The 18,390-nt window shown below is 65.3% G+C and carries 16 protein-coding genes and 1 pseudogene; 11 read left to right on the top strand and 6 right to left on the bottom strand.

Annotated features, from left to right (window positions below; all coding sequences use genetic code 11):
• Positions 1 to 131: 131 nt before the first annotated feature.
• Genes OJI97_RS17150 through OJI97_RS17130 form a run of 5 tightly spaced genes read right to left on the bottom strand, consistent with a single transcriptional unit; the run spans position 132 to position 7,044 of the window.
• Entirely contained in the window at positions 132 to 3,401 is a 3,270-nt protein-coding gene (locus OJI97_RS17150; RefSeq protein ID WP_297665503.1) for an error-prone DNA polymerase, read from the bottom strand.
• Positions 3,401 to 5,218: a DUF6504 family protein gene (locus OJI97_RS17145; RefSeq protein ID WP_367184784.1), complete on the bottom strand. Its 1,818-nt coding sequence runs from the start codon at positions 5,216 to 5,218 to the stop codon at positions 3,401 to 3,403. Before OJI97_RS17145 ends, OJI97_RS17150 begins: the two co-directional genes overlap by 1 nt.
• A complete protein-coding gene (locus OJI97_RS17140) occupies positions 5,136 to 5,912 on the bottom strand; it encodes a protein ImuA (protein ID WP_297665500.1) in 777 nt (258 codons plus the stop codon). Before OJI97_RS17140 ends, OJI97_RS17145 begins: the two co-directional genes overlap by 83 nt.
• Positions 5,913 to 5,968: 56 nt before the next feature.
• Positions 5,969 to 6,427, bottom strand: coding sequence for a DUF1810 domain-containing protein (locus OJI97_RS17135; RefSeq protein ID WP_297665498.1), 459 nt, complete (start codon positions 6,425 to 6,427; stop codon positions 5,969 to 5,971).
• The gene (locus tag OJI97_RS17130) at positions 6,427 to 7,044 is read right to left on the bottom strand and encodes an SOS response-associated peptidase (RefSeq protein ID WP_297665496.1); all 618 of its coding nucleotides are present in this window, start codon (positions 7,042 to 7,044) and stop codon (positions 6,427 to 6,429) included. The genes OJI97_RS17135 and OJI97_RS17130 overlap by 1 nt, the downstream gene beginning before the upstream one ends.
• Before the next feature lie 54 nt (positions 7,045 to 7,098).
• Between OJI97_RS17130 and OJI97_RS17125 the strand changes: the two genes are divergently transcribed.
• Genes OJI97_RS17125 through OJI97_RS17115 form a run of 3 tightly spaced genes read left to right on the top strand, consistent with a single transcriptional unit; the run spans position 7,099 to position 8,679 of the window.
• Positions 7,099 to 7,626 carry an SOS response-associated peptidase family protein gene (locus tag OJI97_RS17125; RefSeq protein ID WP_297665495.1) on the top strand — a complete coding sequence of 176 codons (528 nt, stop codon included), beginning with the start codon at positions 7,099 to 7,101 and terminating at the stop codon, positions 7,624 to 7,626.
• Positions 7,627 to 7,675: 49 nt separating this feature from the next.
• Positions 7,676 to 8,065 carry a nuclease gene (locus OJI97_RS17120; RefSeq protein ID WP_297665493.1) on the top strand — a complete coding sequence of 130 codons (390 nt, stop codon included), beginning with the start codon at positions 7,676 to 7,678 and terminating at the stop codon, positions 8,063 to 8,065.
• Positions 8,053 to 8,679 carry an alpha-ketoglutarate-dependent dioxygenase AlkB gene (locus tag OJI97_RS17115; RefSeq protein WP_297665492.1) on the top strand — a complete coding sequence of 209 codons (627 nt, stop codon included), beginning with the start codon at positions 8,053 to 8,055 and terminating at the stop codon, positions 8,677 to 8,679. Before OJI97_RS17120 ends, OJI97_RS17115 begins: the two co-directional genes overlap by 13 nt.
• Positions 8,680 to 8,905: 226 nt before the next feature.
• Here the strand turns inward: OJI97_RS17115 and OJI97_RS17110 are convergent, their stop codons facing one another.
• Positions 8,906 to 9,277 carry a PRC-barrel domain-containing protein gene (locus tag OJI97_RS17110; protein ID WP_297665491.1) on the bottom strand — a complete coding sequence of 124 codons (372 nt, stop codon included), beginning with the start codon at positions 9,275 to 9,277 and terminating at the stop codon, positions 8,906 to 8,908.
• A gap of 403 nt (positions 9,278 to 9,680) precedes the next feature.
• Here OJI97_RS17110 and OJI97_RS17105 point away from each other — a divergent pair.
• The 8 genes and pseudogenes from OJI97_RS17105 to trbL all read left to right on the top strand — a co-directional run bounded on the left by OJI97_RS17105 (position 9,681) and on the right by trbL (position 18,387).
• Positions 9,681 to 11,691, top strand: a pseudogene (locus OJI97_RS17105) (conjugal transfer protein TraG).
• 2 nt (positions 11,692 to 11,693) lie between these two features.
• A complete protein-coding gene (locus OJI97_RS17100) occupies positions 11,694 to 12,119 on the top strand; it encodes a CopG family transcriptional regulator (protein ID WP_297665490.1) in 426 nt (141 codons plus the stop codon).
• Entirely contained in the window at positions 12,116 to 13,114 is a 999-nt protein-coding gene (trbB, locus tag OJI97_RS17095; protein WP_297665489.1) for a P-type conjugative transfer ATPase TrbB, read from the top strand. The genes OJI97_RS17100 and trbB overlap by 4 nt, the downstream gene beginning before the upstream one ends.
• 1 nt (position 13,115) lies before the next feature.
• Positions 13,116 to 13,451, top strand: coding sequence for a TrbC/VirB2 family protein (locus OJI97_RS17090; protein ID WP_297665487.1), 336 nt, complete (start codon positions 13,116 to 13,118; stop codon positions 13,449 to 13,451).
• A complete protein-coding gene (locus OJI97_RS17085) occupies positions 13,448 to 13,720 on the top strand; it encodes a VirB3 family type IV secretion system protein (RefSeq protein WP_297665486.1) in 273 nt (90 codons plus the stop codon). Before OJI97_RS17090 ends, OJI97_RS17085 begins: the two co-directional genes overlap by 4 nt.
• On the top strand, positions 13,714 to 16,185 hold the full coding sequence (gene trbE, locus OJI97_RS17080) for a conjugal transfer protein TrbE (protein WP_297665485.1): 2,472 nt from the start codon (positions 13,714 to 13,716) through the stop codon (positions 16,183 to 16,185). Before OJI97_RS17085 ends, trbE begins: the two co-directional genes overlap by 7 nt.
• Positions 16,182 to 16,919, top strand: a complete 738-nt coding sequence (gene trbJ / locus OJI97_RS17075; protein WP_297665484.1) for a P-type conjugative transfer protein TrbJ — start codon at positions 16,182 to 16,184, stop codon at positions 16,917 to 16,919. The genes trbE and trbJ overlap by 4 nt, the downstream gene beginning before the upstream one ends.
• Positions 16,920 to 17,049: 130 nt before the next feature.
• On the top strand, positions 17,050 to 18,387 hold the full coding sequence (gene trbL / locus OJI97_RS17070; RefSeq protein ID WP_297665483.1) for a P-type conjugative transfer protein TrbL: 1,338 nt from the start codon (positions 17,050 to 17,052) through the stop codon (positions 18,385 to 18,387).
• Positions 18,388 to 18,390: the final 3 nt, after the last annotated feature.

Below are 18,390 nucleotides of genomic sequence, written 5' to 3'. Positions count from 1 at the left end.
CCATCTCGCCTCTGCCAAATGCGAACTGAAACTGGACCGGAGGGAACAATGGCCCAGGTTCGGCCAATGCTGACCGCGTATCACGACGGGTAGATGTCAGTGCTCGCCGAGCATTCTGCGCTGGATGCCGCTCAATGAAAGTCGTGGCTGCGAACACGCAGCAATTCTTCATCCTCGGTCCCGAACGGTCGCGAGGCCAGCGTCCGTCCGCGCGGTGCCCAAGTCGGATCGCGAGGGTCCGGGCCGCCGCCGCTCCTGGCGCCATCGGCGCGGCTTGGCTGGATCGCAAAATCCATCCGCGCGATCGAGCGCAGCATGTCGTCATGATCGATGATGCGGTCGCAGATGATGTGGATGACCTCGCCCTCCTTCTGCAGCCGCCCGCGCATCGCGATCATCGACGCCGACATGACCTGTCGGCGATAGGTCTCGAACTTGTCGGGCCACAGGATGCCGTTGGCGATGCCGGTTTCGTCCTCGATCGTGATGAACAGGACGCCGCGCGCCGAGCCGGGCCGCTGGCGGACGAGGACGACGCCCGCGACCTCGACATTGCGGCCGTCGCGGATCGAGCGAAGATCGGCGCAGCGCACGATGTTCATGGCGGCAAGCTGATCCCGCAGGAAACTGACGGGCTGGGCGCGCAGCGATAGCTGCGTAGTACGATAATCCTCGACGACCTCGCGGCCGTCGGTCATGGCCTTGAGCGCGACCGCGGGCTCGCGGCCCTCGGGCGAGAAACTCGCCTCGCGTTCATCCGCTGCGGCGAACAGCGGCAGCGGTGCTTCGCCCAACCCCTTCACCTTCCATAATCCCTGGCGGCGATCCTCGGCTATACAGTGGAACGCATCGGCTTCGGCGAGCCGCTCGATCGCGGTGCGCGGCACCCCGGCGCGGCGCCAAACCTGCTCCACGCTGGCATAGGCCGCGTCACCTCGCGCGCCGACGATCGCCGCGCCGTGGACATTGGCGAGCCCGCGCACTTGCCGGAACCCGAGCCGCACGGCGAGATGGCGGCCGGTGCTCGGTTCGAGCGTGCAGTCCCAGTGGCTATGGTTGATCGAGGTGGGCCGCACCTCGACGCCGTGCTTGCGGGCATCGGCGACGATCTGCGCGGGGGCATAGAACCCCATCGGCTGCGCGTTGAGCAGCGCCGCGCAGAACACATCGGGATGATGGTGCTTCACCCAACAGCTCGCATAAGCGATCTTGGCGAAGCTCGCGGCATGGCTCTCGGGAAAGCCATAGGAGCCGAACCCCTCGATCTGCTTGAAGGTGCGCTCGGCGAAATCCTTTGGGTAGCCGCGCGCAACCATGCCGCCGACCAGCTTGTCGTAGAAATGGCTGACCCCGCCAGTCAGCTTGAACGTCGCCATCGCGCGGCGGAGCTGGTCGGCCTCGGCGGGCGTGAACCCGGCGCCGACGATCGCCACCTTCATCGCCTGTTCCTGGAAAAGCGGCACGCCGAGCGTCTTTTCGAGCACGGCGCGCAGCTCGGGCTTGGGATATTCGGGCTTTTCCTTGCCTTCGCGGCGGCGGAGATAGGGGTGGACCATGTCCCCCTGGATCGGGCCCGGGCGGACGATCGCGACCTCGATGACGAGATCGTAGAATTTGTTCGGCTTGATCCGCGGCAGCATCGACATCTGCGCGCGGCTCTCGATCTGGAAGACGCCGAGCGTGTCCGCCTTCTGGATCATGGCATAGACGCCCGGATCGTCGTCCTGCAGGTCAGCCATGCCGACGCTTATGCCCTTATGCGCTTCGAGCAGGTTGAACGCGCGGTTCATGCAGCCGAGCATCCCGAGGCCGAGGACGTCGACCTTCATGAACTTGAGCGCATCGATATCGTCCTTGTCCCACTCAATAATCTGGCGGTCTTCCATTCGCGCGGGCTCGATCGGCACGAGATCGTCGAGCCGGTCCTGCGTCAGCACGAAGCCACCCGGATGCTGCGAGAGATGCCGCGGGGTGCCGATCAGTTCGCGGGCAAGGTCGAGGGTCAGCCGCAGACGATGATCGTCGGCGTTGAGGTTGAGGCTCGCGACCTGCTCGTCGGTCACGCCGTCCATCGACCAGCCCCAGACGAGGCCGGTGAGCATCTTGGTCAGGTCGCGCGGCAGGCCGAGCGCCTTGCCGACCTCGGCGACGGCGCCGCGCGTGCGGTAGCGCGTGACCACCGCGGTCAGCGCCGAGCGATGACGACCGTAGGTCTCGTAAATCCACTGGATGATCTCTTCACGCCGCTCATGCTCGAAATCGACGTCGATATCGGGCGGCTCCTTGCGCTCGCCCGAGACGAAACGCTCGAAGAGGAGTTCATGCTTGATCGGATCGATCGAGGTGATGCCGAGCAGATAACAAACGCAGCTATTGGCCGCCGAGCCGCGTCCCTGGCACAAAATCCCGCGCCGCCGGCTCTCGGCGACGATCGAATTGACCGTGAGAAAATAGGGCGCATAACCGAGCTGGTCGATCAATCGCAGTTCATGGTCGATCTGCCCCCGATAGGCGGGCAGCAAGCCATCGGGGAACATGCGCGCGGCGGCTTCCTCGGTCAGCGCCGCGAGCGCCTGCTGCGCCGTGCGCCCAGCCATCACCTCTTCATAGGGATATTGATACTGGATCTCGCCGAGGTCGAAGCCGCACTGGTCGGCAATATCGGCGCTGGCCTGGATCGCGTCGGGAAAGGCGGCGAACCGCCGTTCCATTTCTTGCGGCGGCTTGAGATTGCGATCCATGTGACGTTCGCGCCGAAGTCCAAGCGCGTCGATCGTCGTCCGTTCACGGATCGCGGTCAGCACGTCCTGCAACGGCCGCCGTTCGGGCGCGTGATAGAGAATGTCGCCGGTCGCGACGCTGCGGATTCCGGCGGCGCGCGCCTGCCCGTCGAGCGCGTGGAGCCGGGCGATATCGTCGGGTCGGCGCCGGAGCGACAGCGCCAGATAACCGCGCGCGCCGAACACGTCGCGGAGGTCCGCGAGGTGCGCCGTGGTCGTGTCATCGGGCAGGTCGGGCACCAGAATGGCAATCAGCCCTTCGGCGTGATCGGCGACATGGCTCCAGTCGAGAACGCAGCAGCCCTTGCCGCCCCGTGCTTTGCCGAGCGACAGCAGGCGGGTCAGCCGCGACCAGGCCGATCGGTCGGTCGGATAGAGCAGCAGCGCGCGGCCGTCGGCTATATCGACGCGCGCACCGGGGATCATGCGAACGCCGGTGGTCTTCTGCCCGTCCCATCCGCGCACGACGCCGGCGACGCTTCCGCGATCGGCGAGGCCGAGCGCGGTGTGCCCCTGCACCGCGGCGGCCGTGAACAGCTCCTCGGGCGACGAGGCACCGCGCAGGAACGAGAAATGGCTCGTCACCTGGAGCTCGACATAGGTGGTCGCGGGCCCCGCCATCAGCCGAACAGTCCGTGCATATACCAGGAGAGGTCGCCCGTCGGCGCTTCGACGCCATCGCCGCGCCGGAAGAGCCAGAAGCGCTCGCCACCCTCGGCTTCGACGCGGAAATAATCGCGGACGGCCCACATTTCTCGGCGGCTGCGCCACCATTCGCCGTGGATGCGTTCGGGACCATCGCCTGCGACGACGCGATAGGGTCTGCCGCGCCACACGAAGCGCCGCGGCGGGTGATCGGGAAGCAGCGCGACCACGCTGGCGAGCAATTCGGGGCGCTTGAGCAACCGGACCGGTCGCTTCCAGCGCGGCCAGCCGGTCGGCGTGGCGAGCGCTGGCGCGCGGCGCACAGCGCGTTCGGGCACGTCACTTTCGCGCGGTACGATGCGGAACAGAGCATCCTCGCCGACGCGCCCCGCGAGCTGGTCGACGAGCGGCGCGATGTCGGGCGCGCGATCCCCGCCGGCGAGATCGGCGGCAGCGATCATCGCGGCATGGAGCTCCTCAACACGCGGGGCCGTGAGCGCCATCGCCTCGATGCCAAGGTCCGGCTCGATCGTCTCGACGCGCATTGCCGCGAGCCGCTTCAGATGCGTGGCGTTGCGCGTTGCTCGCGCCGTGCCGAACCCGATCCGCTGTTCCTGACCATCGACGCGTAAGCAGCTCAGCACGGCCGCGCGCAGGCCGAGCCCGCGCGCCTGAAGCAGCGTCACCATGTCGTCGATCAAATCGCCGATGACCTGCGTGATGGCTTCGGCGGTGCCGATCGGTTCGAGCAGTCGCCGCTCGACGCGCGGCACCTCGAACGGAATAACCGGCACGATCGGCTCGGCCACGGCGCCGCGAGCCTGGTCGAGGCGCGTTACCGTCGAAAGGCCGAGCCGCTTCGCCAGCGGGCCGCGCGGCATCGGGTAGAGGTCGCCAACCCGTTCCAGACCGAACCGCGACGCGGCGGTCAGCGCTTCGGGCGCGAGGCGCAAGGCAGCGAGGGGAAGGTCGACCATCGCTTCGGACTCGGCCCCGGGCGGGAGGATGGTGATGGCCGCACCGCCATAGCGCGCGAGCGCGTGGGCCGCGCCGGGCGTACCGGCGATCGCGATCGTCGCGGTGAAACCGACGCGGCGCAGAAACCGTAGCAGCCGACGGCAGAAGCGTTCCTCGCCGCCGAACAGGTGCGTGGTGCCGGAAAGGTCGAGCCAGAGGCCATCGGAATCGGCGACGCTCGCGATCGGGGTCCAATAGCCGACCGCGTGAAGCGCGAGCCGGTCGAGCAGCGCCCGGTCGGCTTTGGGATCGGCCTCGCGCACATCGAGATCGGGAACGAGCGCGCGAGCATGGGCCGCGGCCATGCCGGGTCGCAGGCCAAGGTCGAGCGCAACCGGGCAGGCGGCGGTCACGATCTCCTTCTGGCCGGTTCGTTCGATCAGGATCGTCGGACGTGTCCAAACCGGGAAGGTGTGAAGCCGCGCCGGGGCAGAGCCAGACATGCCCTCGTCGGGTCGCATGGCGCGGAATGGATGCTCGGCGGATTCGCTGCGGCGGCTCAATTCGCGCGATGTCGGGCGCTGATGCGCCGGCAGGGCGTCGATCTCCGTCTGCGTCGGTTTGGCCGGCAGCGCGCCGTCGCGCGCCCCGCGCGCGCCCGGACGCCAGCCACCGCCTTTAGGCACAGAGCAGGCGCCGGGATTATCGTCGATCGGAGCCGGAAGCAGCGACGGAACGGAAAAGGCGCCGCCTTCAGGCGGCTTGGTGGAGCGCTCGGACCGGCGCAACCGCTCTATGGAGAGCTGCGGCAGGTAGAGCGAGGCGACCCGTGTCATCACACGCTTCAACTTCAAGGGAAAAAGGATTGCCGCTGCGCTGGCGAACGAGTTCGATCGACCAGCGTTCGCGCCCGACCCCGGCATAGGGGAGCCGCGTCGATGGAGCGCAGCCGATCCGCCAGCGGGTCATCGCCGATGACGGCTGTTCGAGCGGGCAGCGATCGCGGGAGCGATGGCGACGGTAGAGCAGAATCGGCGTCTTGCCGTCCGATGCGGCGAGCTGAAGCCGGCGCGTGGCGGTCTGATCGGCGGCCTTGACTTCGGCGACGACGCAGGCGAGCGAGCCGTCCCGCAGGCCGTCTTCGGCCATCGCCAGCACCTCGGCGTCCTTGCGGCCCTGCGCGTAGAATATCCGGTCGGGACCAAGCCCGACCTGTTCGAGGCCCGGTGCGTAGAGATCGAACCGGGTGAGCGCCCACAATATCGTGAACCCCGGCTTGTTGGCGAACCGCGCCGCGATCCCGGCGGCGAAGAGTGTAGCCGCCGCGTCATCGTTTAGGGTCGATGAAGCGGCGGCTAACTCGTGGAGGCCAGCGCCATCCAGCCCATGATCGGCAAGCCGGCTATCGAGGGCATCGATACCGAAAGCAAGCGCCGGCCCGCGTTCCGCCTGCGCGGCCGCGATCTGCGTGCGAAGCACGGCAAGCTGTTCGGCGTGAGGCCGATCGGAAAGGGCGAATTCTGCGGGCATCGGTCAACAACATCGACTCATTTGTTCCTATTATGTTCCATTGAGTCTTCGCGCCGTCAAGCCGATTGACCATCCGCCGGCTGTGCCGTTTGATCGATTCCTAGAATCCGTAGCGTCATTTCGTCGCGCTTCCCGCCGAACCAGCGATCGAGAGCAGCCGCGATAAGCGAATCGGCGCGGGCCGACTCGAAGAGGGTGAGCGAGGACCGGAGCTTCATCGCATCCACCTCGCCAAACACCGTGACGGGATCGCTGATCGTCAAATCCTGCAAAGCGGCGACGCATTCCCGATAGCGCGGACCGAGCACCGGGTGATCGAGATAGGCGCGCGCCTCGTCGATCGACCGGATCGCAAAATGCCGCGCGGTCGAACTGCGGCCGAGCCCGACGATCTGCGGAAAGACGAACCAGATCCAGTGCGAACGCTTCGCGCCCCGGCGGATTTCAGCGAGCGCCGTCTGATAGGCAAGCGTCTGCGCCTCGACGAAGCGATCGAGCAAATTGTCGGTCGCCATCAGAGCAAGGCCCCCTGCGCCGGCTCGGGAGGAAACACGCGCGTCACCGGCAGGCTGCCCTTAGGCAGCACCCGCAACACGTCATGCGCGGGCACCGACGGATCGAGCCAGGCCGTCCATTGATCGCGGGGCAATGGGATGACCTGCCGCTTGTGATAAGGCGCGATGTCTTCGCCCGGCTCGGTCGTGAGCATCGTCCAGGCTTCACCGACTTCGGGATGCGCGCGCCAAATGCCGGCGATACAGAACCAGTCGTGATCCTTCAGCGTAAACAGCCATTTGGTCTTGCGCTTCTGGCCCGGAAGCGGGTCGGTGAATTCGTACAAGCCGTCCGCCAGTATGAGGCAGCGTCCCGAGGTGAACTCGCGGCCCTCAGAACGGAAATTATAGACCGGTCGACCATTCGCGCCCGGCCAGCTCCATCGCCGGTTGACCAATTCGCCGGCGCTGGTTTCTCCCTCGATCGAGCGAACGATCGGGGCCGTGTCGGTGATGTTGATGTCAGCGCGCGCCGGCACGTTCGGCGTGCTCTCGGGCATTTTGATCTTGATCTTCAAATCGTCGAAATCCTCGACGATCGAAGCAATATCGACCTCCAGGCGATAATCATTGCACACGCGCGCTCACCCCTCCTTGCGACTCACCGCCATTGTTCCTACTATGTTCCGACGATGGAAACGCCAATCCCCTTCGATTCCGACGCGCCGCTCGGCGACCGCCGCGCCATCATCCGGCGAAATCCGGAGGATGCCAGCGAAATCGAGATGGTCGAGGCGGCATGGGGTTCCAACCCGCGGTTCAGCGACGGCATCTCCTATCGCTTCGTGCGTTCCGAAGGACAGGACTTTCCCGCCAATCGCTGCCTCATTCCGGCATCGGAATTCCAGCTCAGCGTCGGCGACACGCGCTATCGCGTCACGCTGGACGGCGGCAATCATTTCTACCTCGCGGCGATCTGGGAGCCGGCGATGGGCGAATGGCCGCTGAGCTATCGTGTCATCACGGTGTCGGCCAATCCCGAGGTCGCGCAGTATCAGGAGCGCCACGGCGCGATCATCCATCGCCGGCAGGTCATGCAATGGCTCGATGCGGCCGTTCCGGTAAGCAATCTGCTCGTGACGCCGCCGGCGCGCACGTTCGTCGTCGAAGAGATTCCGTTCGGCAAGCGAGGCGCGGTGCAGCAGGCGCTTGCCATCTGACGGCTCAATCGATCTCCTCATGTCTCCGATCAAAACCTCTATCCGCACAATGTCCATAACCGTGGTCGCCTGCCTTTGGGCGACGCCGGCGCTCGCCGATCCGTGCGAAGGAGCACTGCCGGCGAAAGGCACCGACTTCAGCGGTGTCGTGCGCTATGTCGGTGACGGCGACAGTCTTTGCGTCGGCCCCGCCGGGCGGCCCGAACGCTGGGTCGAGGTCCGCCTCGGTGACTTCTATGCCAAGGAGCTTCACGAGAAAGGCGGAAAGGAAGCGAAACGCCGTCTCGAGCGCTTCGTATCTGGGCAGACACTCCACTGCCGCGCGGGCAAGCGCAGCTACGACCGCGTGATCGGTTACTGCACCTTGCGCGGCCGACCGCTCGGGCAATTGCTGCGCTGGCAGGGCGCTTCCGAAGGCGGAAGGGGATGGAAGCGGTGAACGCGATGCTCGATCTCTTCGGGGCGGTGGCGCTCCCTGGCCTGTCATCGGCGGAAGCGATCGTGACGCCCGACGAGGAAGCGGAGCTGATCGCGCGCATCGATAAGGCGAATCTGAGTCCGTTCAAATTTCAACAATGGACCGGCAAGCGGCTGACGCGCTCGTTCGGCTGGAGCTATGATTTCGAGACCGGATGCTTCGCGGTGACCGATCCGATTCCGGGCTGGCTTGAGCCGGTGAAAGATCGCGCCGCGCGTTTTGCTGGCCTCGAATCAGCCGATCTCGTGCAGGCTCTTATCATCCGCTACGATCCGGGTGCCGGCATCGGTTGGCACAAGGACAGACCCGTATTCGAGCATGTGGTCGGAATCTCGCTTGGCGCGCCCGCGACGCTGCGACTGCGCCGACGCGCCAATGGCAAATTCGAGCGGACGAGCGCGCTGCTGATGCCGCGCTCCATCTATCACCTGTCCGGCGAGGCCCGACACGAGTGGGAACACTGCATCGCGGCGATGAACGAAACGCGCTGGTCGGTGACGTTCAGGAGCCTGGCCGCGGGCGCGGGCGGCATTGCTCGGCAGAGCCGGGCGTTATATCTCCGAGAAAACCGATGATGCCAAACGGCTGGACACATGACGGTGCTGTGCAGGCGCAGCCGGCGAACCGCACGCCGACGGCGGAAAGTCGCATTTCCGCGGCGCGTCGCCAGCAGCCAAGCCATCCCGTCGCCCCGATGCCAACGGCATAGGCGGGCAAAAGGCTAGCCCGCAAGACGACGAACCCGCGGTGGGGCGGCGACCGCGGCGGGCCGCCGTCCATCGCGGGGTTACGCGCGATGAGCTAGAAGGTGTAATCAACCCCGTAATAGCCGTAGACGTTGCGGCCATAGTCGCGGTCGAACGCTGGCTCGCTATCGGCGGCATAGCGCGGCGCCTTTTCGAGCATCTGCTTGTCGAGATCGACGACATAGCCGCCCTCGTCGGTGTCGTAAGTGAGCACGTCCCACGGGAGCGGGTAATAATCGGTGCCGAGACCGAAGAGACCACCGAATTGGAGGACGGCATATTCGACGCGGCCCTCGCGCTTGGCGACCATGAAGTTGTAGATCGAGCCCAGCTTCTCGCGGTCGCGATTGTAGACGGCGGTGCCCTCGACCTTGTTCGAGGCGATCAGGCGGTTGGTTTCGTCGGTGGCGATATCAGTGTCGGCCATGATATGGCTCCTTTCTGCTTCTCCCCTCTCTCCTCCAGCTACGCACCGCAGCGGCGATCTATCCATGCACGGCCTGGACGCCCCGGCGATATTCGTTGAGGCGTCAGCGTCTCGTGACGAGCCGAGCGAAGCATCATTGGTCTGCCGCGCCGCCCGCGCATGGCGAAACTCCCGGCGCCTGATGTTGAGCACATAATTCGGAATACCGCTGGCCCCATCATCTCAGGCGCGCTGACCTCGCGGGAATCGCGACACAATCACGAACAAGTTGGGAAAATTGTCCATCGGATGGACCGAACAGGCGCGAAGCGGCCGCGGAACGGCTTAGCGACACTGTCATATCCAAGCAGATTGGTGCGACTTTCTTCGGGTCGGGACACCTTGTCCTATTCGGAGCGAATTCGTGACCCCTACCAAGCTTCTAATCGGCCAAATTCTTGTCGTTTTCACGATCGTCATTGTGGGCATCTGGGCCGCGACGCAATGGTGTGCTGCGCAGCTTGGCCATCAGCCGCAGCTTGGTCCGGCCTGGTTCATCCTGTTCGACACGCCCGTCTATCAGCCGTGGGCGGTATTTCCCTGGTGGTATCATTACGAAGCCTACGCGCCCGAGGTGTTCGACAAGGCCGGGATGATCGCGGGGGCGAGCGGCTTTCTCGGCTGCGCGTCCGCCATCGCCGGGTCGCTCTGGCGCGCGCGCCAGTCGCGCCAGGTCACCACCTACGGGTCCGCCCGCTGGGCGACGCCACGCGAGATCGACCACGTCGGACTGTTCAGCGACAGCGGCGTTTTTCTCGGCCGTAAGCGCGGGCGCTACCTTCGCCACGATGGGCCGGAGCATGTCATGGCCTTTGCGCCGACGCGAAGCGGCAAAGGCGTCGGCCTCGTCACTCCGACCCTGCTAAGCTGGACCGGCTCGGCCATCATCCACGACATCAAGGGCGAGAATTGGCAGCTGACGGCGGGCTGGCGCGCGCGGTTCAGCCATGTCCTGCTGTTCAATCCGACCGATCCGCGATCGGCAAAATATAATCCGCTGCTGGAGGTCAGGAAGGGCGCCAACGAGGTCCGCGACGTTCAGAATATCGCGGATATTCTTGTCGATCCCGAGGGCGCGCTGGAACGGCGCAACCATTGGGAGAAGACCAGCCACAGCCTGCTGGTCGGCGCGATCCTCCACATCCTTTATGCCGAGGAAGAAAAGACGCTCGCCCGCGTCGCGACTTTCCTTTCGGACCCACAGCGCCCGTTCGTCACGGCGCTGCGCCGGATGATGACGACCAATCATCTCGGCACGAAGGACGCGCCGCAGGTTCATCCCGTTGTCGCCAGCGCGGCACGCGAGGTGCTGAACAAGAGCGAGAACGAACGCAGTGGCGTCTTGTCCACGGCCATGTCGTTTCTCGGCCTCTATCGCGACCCCACCGTCGCGGCCGTTACGTCGCGCTGCGACTGGCGCATTGCCGATCTGGTCGAAGCCGACCATCCCGTATCGCTGTATCTCGTCATTCCACCGTCGGATATTTCGCGCACCAAGCCGCTCATTCGCTTGCTGCTCAATCAGATCGGCCGCCGCCTCACGGAGAAGCTCGATGCCCCGGCATAAGCTTCTAATGATGCTCGATGAGTTCGTGGCTTTGGGGCGGCTCGACTTTTTCGAGACGAGCCTTGCCTTCATGGCGGGCTACGGAATCCGGGTTTATCTGATCGCCCAAAGTCTCAATCAGGTCGATAAAGCCTACGGCGAGCATAATTCGATCCTCGATAATTGCCATGTGCGCGTTGTGTTTTCGACGAACGACGAGCGGACGGCAAAGAGGGTTTCCGATGCTCTCGGCGTCGCGACCGAACAGCGCGCGATGCGCAATTATGCCGGGCATCGCCTCGCCCCCTGGCTCGCGCACGTCATGGTCAGCCGACAGGAAACCGCCCGCCCGCTGTTGACGCAGGGCGAGGTGATGCAGCTTCCGCCCGCCGACGAGCTGGTGCTGGTATCGGGGATGGCCCCGATCCGGGCGAAGAAGCTGCAATATTACAAGGATGGCAATTTTCGCGCGCGGCTGCTGCCGCCGCCCGCGCTCGCTCTTGGCGACTATGCCGATCGCCCGAAGGGCCGTCCCGATGACTGGACTGGGCTGGTCAGCGCATCCGATAGCAGGCTCGGCAAGGTCGACGAGGGTGGCAGCGCCGACGAGGACGGCGGATTGCAGCATCAGCGACACCCCGGCCTTGGCGACGAAGCGGCCAAGAAGCCCGAACCGCCGAAGCAACTCGATCTTCTCGGGCTCGATCGCGACGACGCCGATCCAGTTGCGGACAAACATGCGATGGACCGCGCCGGGACTACCGGCGCGCTGATCCGGGCGCACAGCATCAATCAGGGTCGCGATAGCGACGCGCTGCCGAGCTTCTGACGATGACTGCGATCAAACAAAAGCGCGTTCGCTACCAGCTATTCTTGCCGGAGGATTTGAGCCACCGCTTCGAGACGCTTGCCGCCGCCCCCGGCGCATCCAAGTCGGCGATCCTGACCGACGCGCTGACCGCATGGCTGAACCGGCAGGCGGCAAGCGAACTCGAAAACCGCTTCAAGCACCGGCTCGACCGCATGTCGATGGCGCTCGGGCGCATCGAGCGCGACGGTCATATCCTGCTCGAAAGCCTCGCGCTGTTCGTCCGCTACGAACTGATGATTCAGGCGCCCTTGCCGGAGGCCGACGAGGCGGCGCGCGCAATCGGCCGCGACCGCTTCGAGGCGTTCGTCTCCCGCGTCGGTGAGGCGCTGGCGAGCGGACAGCGCACCCTTGCCGCACCCTCGCCAGACAATGGAGGCTCCCGATGAGCGAAGCGCTTTCTTCGGATCGCCGCCGCGCGATGCTCCGCACCGCAATGGGACCGGGCATCGCCGCCGCGCTGTCCGATCCCGCCGTCATCGAGATCATGGTCAATCCCGACGGCGTATTGCGGCTCGACCGGCTCGGCGAGGGGCGTATCGACACCGGCACCCGCTACGACCCCGCGCAGATCGAACGCATCATTCGCCTGGTCGCCAGCCACGCCCGCACCGAGGCCCATGCGGCGGCGCCGATCATTTCGGCCGAACTGCCGCCGCATGGCGAAGGCGCAGGCGAGAGGTTCGAGGGCGTCTTGCCGCCCGTCAGCCTCGCGCCCTGCTTCTCGATCCGAAAGCCCGCCGCGCGCATCTATACGCTGCTCGACTATGTGAAGGATGGCATCATGCCCGCCGATACGGCGCGGCTGCTGTCAATGGCGGTTGTCGAACGCCGGAATATCCTGGTTGCGGGCGGCACATCGTCGGGCAAGACGACGCTCGCCAATGCGCTGCTCGCCGAAATGGCCGGCCTCGACGAGCGCGTCATCATCATCGAGGACACGCGCGAACTGCAATGCGCCGCGCCCGATGTCGTAGCGCTTCGCACCCGTGCGATCGGCCCGACCGGAGCCGGCGCGGTCACGATGGCTGACCTCGTGCGCTCGACGCTCCGCCTGCGTCCTGACCGGATCATCGTCGGCGAGGTTCGCGGGCGCGAGGCGCTCGACATGCTCAAGGCATGGAATACCGGACACCCCGGCGGCATCGCCACCGTCCACGCGAACAGCGCGACGTCCGCGCTCTACCGGCTCGAACAGCTTGTCCAGGAGAGCGTCGTCACAGTTCCGCGACGCCTGATTGCCGAAGCCATCGACATGATCGTCTTCATATCCGGGCGCGGACTTGCGCGCCGCGTCGAGACCGTTGCGCGCGTCACCGGCCTCGACGCGCAAGGCCATTACGCCGTCCGCGACCTCACCCCCGCCACGTCCGAAGGAGAATGACATGCGCCTGTCCCGTGTTTGCGAACCTCACAAGATCATAACGGCCGCCGCCGCGGCCATGCTCGGCCTGGCTGTCGCCGCCACCGCGCAGGCCGCCGGATCGGGGATGCCGTGGGAAGAACCACTCCAACAGGTTCTGGAATCGGTCCAAGGCCCGGTCGCCAAGATCGTTGCCGTGATCATCATTATCGTCACCGGCCTGACTCTCGCCTTCGGCGAGACGGCGGGCGGCTTCCGCCGGCTCATCCAGATCATTTTCGGGTTGTCGATCGCTTTCGCCGCATCGAGCTTCTTCCTGTCCTTCTTTTCCTTCGGCGGCGGGGCGCTGATCGCATGATTGGTGTGGGGCAACATATCGACGGGTTCGAGGCGCCGATGCACCGCGCGCTGGCCGAACCCATCCTGCTCGGCGGCGCGCCGCGCGCCATCGCGATCGTCAATGGCACCATCGCGGCGGCGCTGGGACTGGGTTTGCAGCAATGGATTGCTGGCATCGTCCTATGGGCGCTCGGCCACACGGTCGCGGTATTCGCGGCAAAGCGTGACCCCGATTTCGCGCCCGTTCTCGCGCGACACCTTCGCCAGCGGGGGTATCTGACATGTTGAACCTCCGCGAATATCGCAGCCGCGCTGACCGGCTTTCCGACCATCTGCCGTGGGCGGCGCTGGTCGCGCCCGGGGTTGTGCTGAACAAGGACGGCAGTTTCCAGCGTACCTTGCGCTTTCGCGGCCCAGATCTGGAATCCGCCACAGAGGCCGAACTGGTTGCCGCCTGCGCGCGGGCGAACAATGTGTTGAAGCGTTTCGGATCGGGCTGGGTGCTCCACTTCGAGGCCGAACGCCGCGAAGCCCTGGGTTATCCCGACAGCAGCTTTGCCGATCCGGCGTCGTGGCTGGTCGACGAGGAGCGGCGCGCATCATTCGAGAACGCGGGCGCCCATTTCGAGAGCCGCTATCATGTCACGCTTACCTTCCTGCCGTCGCCCGATCAGACCGACACCGCGGGCCGCGCGCTGGTCGAACGCAGCGATAATGTGAAAGGCCGCGACTGGCGGCAGGCACTCGCCAGCTTCATCGCTGAAACCGATCGCGCGCTGGACCTGTTCTCGGGCTTCATGCCCGAGGTGCGGGCGCTGGGCGACAGCGAGACGCTGACATATCTCCACGGCACGATATCGACCCGCCGCCATGACGTCGCGGTCCCCGTCACCCCGATGTACCTCGACGGGCTGCTCGTGGACACGCCGCTGACCGGCGGTCTCGAACCGATGCTGGGTGACCAGCACCTCCGCACACTGACCATCCTCGGCTTTCCGAATGTCAGCCGACCCGCCATCCTCGACGCGCTCAACCATGAGGATTTCGGCTATCGCTGGGTGACGCGCTTCATCGCGCTCGACAAAACCGATGCGACCAAGGCGCTCACCAAGCTGCGCCGCCAATGGTTCAACAAGCGCAAGTCGGTGACTGCGATGCTGCGCGAGGTCATCTATAATCAGCCGGCGCAGCTTCTCGATTCCGATGCCGATAACAAGATGCTCGATGCCGACATGGCCTTGCAGGCACTCGGCGGCGATCATGTCGCCTTCGGCTATCTGACCACGACGATCACCGTGGCGGACGCCGATCGCGGGCGCGTCGAAGAAAAGGTCCGGGCCGTCGAGCGCATCGTCAACGGCCTCGGCTTCACCTGCATCCGCGAGAGCATAAACGCGATCGAGGCATGGCTTTCGAGCCTGCCCGGTCACGTTTACGCAAATGTCCGGCAACCGATCGTTCACACGCTGAATCTCGCTCACCTGATGCCGCTATCTTGCGTTTGGGCGGGACCGGCGCGCAACGCGCACCTCGACGGCCCGCCGCTGCTCACTGCGGAGACGAGCGGATCGACGCCGTTCCGGCTCTCGACCCATGTCGGTGATGTCGGCCACATGCTGATCGTCGGCCCGACCGGCGCCGGCAAATCGGTGCTGCTCGCTTTGCTGGCCTTGCAGTTCCGGCGCTACAGGGATTCCCAGGTCTATATTTTCGACAAGGGCTTTTCGGCGCGCGCCGCGGTGCTCGCAATGGGCGGCGCGCATCACGCGCTCGGCCTTGGCAGCAACAGCGGCCATGCTGACGACGAAGGCGCGCGCCCCATTGCGTTCCAACCCTTGCGCCACATCGACCGCGCCGACGAACGCGCATGGGCCACCGAATGGATCGGCGCGCTGCTCACCCATGAATTAATCGTGGTGACGCCGGAGATCAAGGAAGCCGTCTGGTCGGCGCTGACCAGCCTTGCGACCGCGCCGGTTGAAGAACGGACGCTGACCGGGCTGTCGCTGCTGCTGCAATCCGCCCCGCTGCGCTCCGCGCTGGCGCCCTATACGCTCGAAGGACCATTCGGCCGCCTGCTCGACGCCGCCGAAGATGATCTCGCCATCGCCGATGTGCAATGCTTCGAGACCGAGGCGCTAATGGGACGGGCGGGAATCGTCGCCCCCGTCCTGAACTACCTGTTCCATCGGCTCGAAGAGCGATTCACCGGGCGGCCGACATTGCTCATTCTCGACGAGGCCTGGGTGTTTCTCGATCACCCGCTATTCGCGGCCCGCATCCGCGAGTGGCTCAAGGTGCTCAGGAAGCGCAATGTCGCCGTGGTGTTCGCGACGCAGAGTCTCGCGGACATCGCCGATTCCAGCATCGCACCCGCGATCATCGAAAGTTGCCCGCAGCGGATATTGCTGCCGAACGACCGCGCGATCGAGCCGCAAGCCCAAGCCGCCTATGTTCGGTTCGGCCTCAATGAACGCCAAATCGAGCTGGTCAGCCGCGCCGTGCCGAAGCGGCAATATTATCTGCAATCGGCGCGCGGCAACCGGCTCTTTGAGCTGGGGCTAGGTCCGATCGCGCTCGCCCTTTGCGGTGCATCCGATCCCGAGACGCAGAAGCGCATCGACGCGATTCTTGCCGAACATGGCGGAGACGATTTCGCCGCGGATTTCCTGACCCAAGCCGGCCTCGCATGGGCGGCCGAGCTGCTTGGCCGCTTCCCCGCCGCTCGTCCCCCCGAAGGAGAAATTTCGTGAAGAAATATGTCATCACCGCCGCCTTGCTCGGAACCGGCATCGTCGGTGCGATTGGTGCTGGAATGCTGACCACCGTGCCCGCCGCTGCACAGATCAGCGTGTTCGACCCAACCAATTATCGGCAGAACCTGCTCACCGCTGCCCGGACACTCCAGCAGGTCAATCAGCAGATCCAGTCGCTTCAAAACGAAGCGCAGATGCTCGTCAATCAGGGCAAGAACCTTGCGCGTATCGACTTCCCGCAGCTCGACGAGCTTCGCCAGACCCTCGGCGAGATCGACAAGTTGATGGGGCAAGCCCAGGGCATCGACTTTCGGGTCGATGAGCTGGACGAGCAATTTCGGCGGCAGTTTCCCGACAGCTTCGACAAACTGCTCGGGCGCGACCAGCGAATTGCGACCGCCAAGCAGCGACTCGATAATGAGATGGCTGCCTTCCGGCAGACGATGACGGTCCAGAGCGGCATCGTCGAAAATGTCCGCGACGACGCGCAGGCGCTCAGCCAGATCGTCGCCAAGAGTCAGGGCGCAGAAGGGTCGCTTCAGGCGCAACAGGCGACCAACCAGCTTCTCGCACTGGCGACCAAGCAGCAGCTCCAGCTTCAGAATCTGATGGCGGCGCAGTTCCGCAGCCAATCGCTCGAAGCCGCAGCCCGCGGTCAGAGCGCGCGCGAGGCCCGCGCACGGACGACCCGATTCCTCGGCGACGGCAAGGCCTACACGCCGCGGCAGTGAGCTTGGGGCGGCGCAACGCCCCAGCTCCCCGGCGAGCGCCGTCCCGTCGCGGGGGCCGTTTGGCTTTCTTCCTCTCCCGGCCAGCGGTTCCCGCGACACCCTTTGACCTCCCATCAGGAGTTCCGCGAACATGAACGATTTGAACGTCATAGATCAGTTCATGCAGGCGTTTATCGCTTACATCGACAGCGGCTTTGGGCTGCTCGGCGGTGACGTTGGCTTTCTGACGACCATCCTGATCGGCATCGACATCACGCTCGCCGGCCTGTTCTGGGCGCTCGGCGGCGAGGATGATGTTATCGGCAAGTTCTTGAAGAAGATTCTCTATGTCGGCGCCTTCGCGCTGATATTGAACAGCTTTCCGCTCCTCACCGACATCATATTCCGCAGCTTCGCCGGGCTCGGACTGACCGCGGGCGGCAGTACGATTGGCGCACAGGATTTGCTGATGCCCGGGCGGCTCGCAGGAACCGGATTCGATGCGGCCTGGCCGCTCCTCGTTCAGGCTGCCGAACTGGTCGGCCCGATCGATTTCTTCGAAAATTTTGTCCAGATCGCCGTGCTGATGATCGCCTGGATCATCGTCATCGCCGCCTTTTTCATTCTCGCGATCCAGCTCTTCATCACCATCCTCGAGTTCAAGCTGACGAGCCTAGCGGGCTTCGTGCTGGTTCCGTTCGCACTCTGGAACCGTACATCGTTCCTCGCCGAGCGGGTGCTGGGGAACGTCGTCAGTTCCGGCATTAAAGTCATGGTGTTGGCCGTCATCGTTGGCATCGGCTCCAATTATTTCGCCGACTTCTCCAGCGCCATCACCGGCGACGAGGTGTCGATCGAACAGGCGGTGTCGTTGATGCTCGCCAGTCTCGCGCTGTTTGGACTCGCCATCTTCGGCCCCGGCATCGCGTCCGGCCTGGTCGCGGGCGCGCCGCAACTCGGCGCGGGCTCGGCGGTCGCGACGACCGCGCTCACAGCGGGCGGTCTCGCGATGGGCGGCGCGGGTGCGGTCGCCGCGGCGCGTGGCGCCGGCGGTGCCGGCCTCGGCGCAGTCCGCGCGGGCACATCAATGGGGAGCGCCGCATCGACCGCCTATAAGCTCGGGCAGGAAACGTCGGGCTCCGCGACGGTTGGCGCGGGGATTGGCGGCATGGCGAGCGCAGCGAAGGGCGCTGCCGCCAACAAGATGCAGGGCGTTTTCGGACTTCGCGCCGCTGCGGCGCGCGGACAGCAAGCGGCGTGGGCAGCGGGAGCCAGCGGAACGGCATCAGCAGGAGGCGGCGAAGCAATGGCGGGTGCCGCCAATGCTGCCATCGCCGCTGGCGCAGGAGGCGCGACACCGCCCGCATGGGCGCAGAAGCTCCATTCCACCCAGGCCAGTCGTCACCGGCGCCAGATGGCGATCCACGCCATTCGTGACGGGGACAAGGGCGGCGCGAGCATCACCCCAGACATTCAGGAAAGGGATTAAACC

The organism is Sphingopyxis sp., from assembly GCF_025869345.1.
In the GTDB taxonomy this organism is placed as follows: Bacteria; Pseudomonadota; Alphaproteobacteria; order Sphingomonadales; family Sphingomonadaceae; genus Sphingopyxis.
Note: the sequence above shows the minus strand (reverse complement) of the source record. Positions and strands in the feature narration are given on the sequence as shown.